The 5,255-nt window shown below is 66.5% G+C and carries 7 protein-coding genes; 3 read left to right on the top strand and 4 right to left on the bottom strand.

The features are described from left to right. From ACFDSW_RS15090 to aroQ, 3 genes are all read right to left on the bottom strand, one after another. Positions 1 to 847: biotin carboxylase N-terminal domain-containing protein (locus ACFDSW_RS15090; RefSeq protein ID WP_375251096.1), on the bottom strand; the 847-nt coding region annotated here is incomplete at its 3' end. A 5-nt stretch (positions 848 to 852) separates the two neighbouring features. Further along, entirely contained in the window at positions 853 to 1,341 is a 489-nt protein-coding gene (gene accB / locus ACFDSW_RS15085; RefSeq protein ID WP_375251095.1) for an acetyl-CoA carboxylase biotin carboxyl carrier protein, read from the bottom strand. A gap of 37 nt (positions 1,342 to 1,378) precedes the next feature. Beyond that, on the bottom strand, positions 1,379 to 1,813 hold the full coding sequence (aroQ, locus tag ACFDSW_RS15080) for a type II 3-dehydroquinate dehydratase (RefSeq protein WP_375251094.1): 435 nt from the start codon (positions 1,811 to 1,813) through the stop codon (positions 1,379 to 1,381). 73 nt (positions 1,814 to 1,886) lie between these two features. Between aroQ and thiS the strand changes: the two genes are divergently transcribed. From thiS to ACFDSW_RS15065, 3 genes are all read left to right on the top strand, one after another. Beyond that, a complete protein-coding gene (thiS, locus tag ACFDSW_RS15075) occupies positions 1,887 to 2,894 on the top strand; it encodes a sulfur carrier protein ThiS (RefSeq protein ID WP_375251093.1) in 1,008 nt (335 codons plus the stop codon). Positions 2,895 to 3,032: 138 nt separating this feature from the next. Continuing rightward, the gene (locus ACFDSW_RS15070; protein ID WP_375251092.1) at positions 3,033 to 3,821 is read left to right on the top strand and encodes an alpha/beta fold hydrolase; all 789 of its coding nucleotides are present in this window, start codon (positions 3,033 to 3,035) and stop codon (positions 3,819 to 3,821) included. A 198-nt stretch (positions 3,822 to 4,019) separates the two neighbouring features. Next, on the top strand, positions 4,020 to 4,580 hold the full coding sequence (locus tag ACFDSW_RS15065) for an outer membrane protein (RefSeq protein WP_375251091.1): 561 nt from the start codon (positions 4,020 to 4,022) through the stop codon (positions 4,578 to 4,580). An 85-nt stretch (positions 4,581 to 4,665) separates the two neighbouring features. On the opposite strand, the gene ACFDSW_RS15060 is transcribed toward ACFDSW_RS15065, so the two are convergent. Next, the coding region (locus tag ACFDSW_RS15060) for a thiamine pyrophosphate-dependent enzyme (RefSeq protein ID WP_375251090.1) at positions 4,666 to 5,255 on the bottom strand (590 nt) is incomplete at its 5' end.

Below are 5,255 nucleotides of genomic sequence, written 5' to 3'. Positions count from 1 at the left end.
CGTCTTCCCACAGGAATTCGATCGTGCCGGCGCCGCGATAGCCCATGTCGGCCATTGCCTTCGCGACGATCCCGCCCATCCGCTCGCGCTCGGCGGGGGAGATGACGGGGGAGGGGGCTTCCTCCACCACTTTCTGGTGACGGCGCTGGAGCGAGCAGTCACGCTCGCCGAGATGAATCGCCTGGCCGTTGCCGTCGCCGAAGATCTGAAACTCGATATGGCGCGGGTTGCCGAGGTATTTTTCCATATAGACGGTGGCATCGCCGAACGCCGCCTTGGCCTCGCTCCCCGCCTGCTGCATCAGCGTTTCGAGCTGATCGGCCGACTGGCATACTTTCATGCCGCGCCCGCCACCGCCGCTGGCGGCCTTGATGATGACGGGATAGCCGATCCGCTCGGCGAGCGCCTTGGCCTCGGCGACATCGCTGATCGCCCCGTCGGAGCCGGGGACAAGCGGCAGCCCGAGCGCGCCGGCGGTGCGCTTCGCCTCCACCTTGTCGCCCATCACCCGGATATGTTCGGGCTTGGGCCCGACGAAGATCAGGTTGTGAAGCTCGACGATCTCAGCGAACTTGGCATTCTCGCTCAGGAAGCCATAGCCGGGATGGATCGCATCCGCGCCGGAGATTTCGGCGGCGGAGATGATGTTGGGGATGTTGAGATAGCTATCGGCCGCCGCTGGCGGGCCGATGCAGATCGCCTCGTCCGCCAGCCGCACATGCATCGCATCGGCATCGGCGGTCGAGTGGACCGCGACGGTCTTGATCCCCATCTCGCGGCACGCGCGATGAATACGCAGCGCGATTTCGCCGCGATTGGCGATCAGCAGCTTTTTGATCTGCGCCACGCGGCTTAACCGACGACGATCAGCGGCTGGTCGAATTCGACCGGCTGGCCATTTTCCACCAGCACCGCCTTCACCGTGCCGGCGTGCGTCGCGGTGATCGGGTTCATCACCTTCATCGCCTCGACGATCAGCAGCGTGTCACCCGCCGCGACGGTCTGCCCGACGGCGGCGAAGGGCTTGGCGCCGGGCTCGGCGGCGAGATAGGCGGTGCCGACCATCGGCGAGCGGACCGCATCGGCATAATCGACACCGGCGCCGATGTCGCCGGCGGGGGCCGCGAGCGGGGCGGCCGGGGCAGCGGCGGCGAGCGGGGCGGGCGCGGTGGCATAGTGCATCGGCGCGGCCACGGCGGCGGCCTTGCGCGCGACGCGGATCTTGCGATCGCCGTCCTCGACCTCGATCTCGGTCAGCTGCGTGGTGTCGAGCAGTTCGGCAAGCTGGCGGACGAGGTTGACGTCGACCTGCATCGCGCCCTGTTGATTGTTGTCGGTCATGCGACCCAAATTCCCTTAGATTAGGGCGCGCCTCCTGTCAGAAGCGGGCCGCTGCTTCAAGCGCCAGCATATACGACAAGGCACCGAACCCCGCGATACTGCCTTTCGCCGCACGTCCCACATAGGAGACATGGCGAAAATCCTCTCGCCCGTGCGGGTTGGACAGATGGACTTCGATGACGGGCGTGCGAACCGACTTGATGGCGTCGTGGATCGCGATCGACGTGTGGGTGAAACCCCCGGCATTCAGGATCACCGCGCGGGCATCATAGGCCTGCGCCTCGTGCAGCCAGTCGATCAGATGCCCTTCGTGATTGGACTGGCGCAGGTCGATCGACAGGCCCAGTTCGCGGGCGCGATCCTCCAGCCGGCCGGCGATATCGTCGAGCGTGTCGTGGCCGTAGATATCGGGCTCCCGCGTGCCGAGCAGGTTCAGGTTCGGCCCGTTGAGAACATAGACGGTGTCGCTCATCCGCGCGGTCATCGCACTACCGCGCGCGGAGCGCAACGTTGCCCCGACCGAAGCATGCTCCTAGATGGCCTGCATGGCACATCCCGACGGCACCATCACCATCATCGTGAACGGCGAGCACAAGCGCGTTCATGCCGGGCTCAGCGTCGCAGCGCTGGCGGAATCGCTTGGACTCGTCCCCGAGAAGGTGGCGGTCGAGCGCAACCTGGAAGTGGTGTCGCGCTCAACCCTCGCGGAGGTGATCGTGGAGGATGGCGACGAGCTGGAGATCGTCCATTTTGTCGGGGGGGGCGATCATGTCGCCGCGGTGGAGGCGGATACGTGGACGGTGGCGGGCCGCACGTTCCGTTCGCGCCTGATCGTTGGCACCGGCAAATATCGCGATTTCGCGCAGAATGCCGCCGCGGTCGAGGCATCGGGGGCGGAAATCGTCACCGTCGCGGTGCGTCGCGTCAACGTCAGCGATCCCAAGGCGCCGATGCTGACCGACTATATCGATCCGAAGAAGATCACCTATCTGCCCAATACCGCCGGCTGCTTTACAGCCGATGACGCGATCCGCACCCTGCGGCTGGCACGCGAGGCGGGTGGCTGGGATCTGGTGAAGCTGGAGGTGCTCGGCGAGGCGCGGACGCTGTATCCCGACATGCGCGAGACGCTGAAGGCGACCGAGGTGCTGGCGCGCGAAGGCTTCAAGCCGATGGTCTATTGCGTCGACGATCCGATCGCGGCGAAGCAATTGGAGGAGGCCGGGGCGGTCGCGATCATGCCGCTGGGGGCGCCGATCGGCTCCGGACTGGGGATCCAGAACCGCGTGACCATCCGGCTGATCGTCGAAGGCGCTGGCGTGCCCGTGCTGGTCGATGCCGGGGTGGGGTGCGCATCGGATGCCACCGTCGCGATGGAACTGGGCTGTGACGGTATCCTGATGAACACCGCGATTGCGGAGGCGAAGGATCCCGTACTGATGGCGGCGGCGATGAAGGCGGCGGTCGCGGCGGGCCGGATGAGCTATCGCGCCGGCCGGATGGGTCAGCGCCGTTACGCCGATCCGTCGAGCCCGCTGGCGGGGCTGATCTAGGCTACCGGAACGGCGGTCGCACCGTCGCGTGAAGGCCATTAGCGGGCCGTAAATCGCGTTGAGCGGCGCATCGCCACTCGCCTATGCCGCTCGGCGACCGCGATCCTGGAGGTTGCGGGTATCGAGACGGGGGTGGTGATGCGACAGGTTGGGCAATGGGCGACGGGCGCGCGACGTGCCGTTGCTAAGGCATGGGTCGCCTTCTTCCTGCTCGCTGCTGTGGCGCCCGCGGTGCCTGCCGCCACGCCCGAGCCGATCCGCAACGTCGTTCTCGTCCATGGCGCGCTGAGCGACGGGTCGCAGTGGCGGGAGGTGTACGACCGGCTGGTGCGCGACGGCTATCACGTCAGCGTGGTGCAGCATCCCTTGCGCTCGCTGAACGATGATGTCGCGACGACGCGGCGTATCATCGCGCAGCAGGACGGGCCGGTCGTGCTGGTCGGGCACAGCTATGGCGGCGCGGTCATCAGCATGGCGGGGGTCGATCCCAAAGTGAAGGCGCTGGTCTATGTTGCCGCCTTCCAGCCCGATCAGGGGGAGAGCATGACCGCGCTGATGGCCCGCATGCCAGCGCCGCAATGGGAGCTGAAACCGCTCGGCGATGGCCAGGGAATGCTGGATCGTGCCGACTTCGCCAACGTCTATGCGCAGGATCTGCCCGTCGATCGCACCGACTTCCTGGCCGCGTCGCAGGTGCCGATCGCCACGGCGATCTTCACCACGGCCCTGGGCCCGGTCGCATGGCATGACAAACCGAGTTACGGGATCGTCGCGACGCAGGATCATGGGATCAGCCCCGATCTGCAACGCTGGATGTACCGTCGTGCGAAGGCGCATGTGGTCGAGGTGGAATCGAGCCACGCAGTGATGATGTCGCATCCCGAGGTGGTAGTCGCCGAGATCGAACAGGCAGCGACCGGGCGCTGACGCGATCGGTTCCGCTGTGGCCGGTCGTCGGGCGGGGTGCGGCATGTTCATCGCCGGTTTATCGAGGCGCCATCTTCTGCCTTGATTGACCGCGAAATCGCCGCACCTTCGTTACGTGCTGAAATCCTGCTGCATCGCCTGACGGGCCTTTGGGCGCCGCCGCCGAACGCTACCGGCGGCGCGCTCAAGGAGTCTATCATGCGTTTTACCGTTCCCGCCGCCCTGGCCGCCACCGTCGCCACCATGTTCGTCGCGGCCTCGCCTGCCAGCGCGCAGGATGCCGCCGCGTTCGAAGGTCCCCGCGTTGAAGCGAGCGTCGGGCTGGATCAGCTGAAGTTCGATCTTGGCAACCTGGGCGGCACCGGCCGCGCCAAAGCCAGCGACGTTGGCTACAATGTCGCGTTCGGCTTCGATCGCGCGGTGTCGCCGTCGCTGTTGATCGGTGCGGATGCGGGCGTCACGCTGTCGGATATCGGTGCCGATGGCGATGCGCTGCGCAAGCGGCGGCAGATCGAACTGTCGGGCCGGATCGGCACGCCGCTGACCAGCAACACCCTGCTGTACGGCAAGGTCGGCTATGCCAATATGCAGGTCCGCGAACTGAACAACCAGCGTGATCTTGATGGCGTGTTGCTGGGCGCGGGCGTGGAGGTGAAGGTATCGCCGGCCGCCTATCTGAAGAGCGAATATCGCTACGTCGATTATGCCGATGGCTATTCGTCGAACAATATCCTGACGGGCGTCGGGGTGCGCTTCTGATGCCGTGATGCGCTGACGGCGCCAGCGCGGATCGATGCTCGGCCCTTCCTTCCCGTGTGGGGAAGGAAGGGCCGTCGATCGTCCGCTATCGCGCCGTGATCGCGCTGAGCGTCGTGGCGGGGGTGATCTGTTCGACGTCGGTCTTGCAGTGGATCAGGCGCACGCCGCTTTCCGCCATCGCGCGCTCGATCGCGGGGCCGAATTGCGCGGTCGTCTCGACCGTTTCGGCCCAGCCGCCGAACGCACGCGCCAGTGCCGCGAAATCGGGATTGGCCAGCCGCGTGGCGGAAGGACGGCCGGGAAATTCGCGCTCCTGATGCATGCGGATCGTGCCGTAGGTGCCGTTGTCGATCACGATCACCAGCATGTCCGCATTGTGCTGGATCGCGGTCGCCAGTTCCTGTCCGTTCATCAGGAAGTCGCCGTCGCCCGCGATCGCCACGACCGAGCGGCCCGGCCGGCGCAGCGCCGCCGCGACCGCCGCCGGTACACCATAACCCATCGCCCCGGCGGTCGGCGCCAGTTGCGTTCCCGGCCCGGCATAGCGCCAGTAACGGTGCCACCAGCCGGAAAAATTGCCGGCGCCGTTGCAGATGATCGTATCGGCGGGCAGCCGCGCGCGCATCGCCGCGACGCATGGACCCAGATCGAGCGTCACGCCCTCGCGAGATCGGA

Source organism: Sphingomonas sp., from assembly GCF_042091075.1.
Taxonomy (GTDB): Bacteria; Pseudomonadota; Alphaproteobacteria; order Sphingomonadales; family Sphingomonadaceae; genus Sphingomonas.
This window is presented reverse-complemented; position numbering and strand designations above follow the sequence as displayed.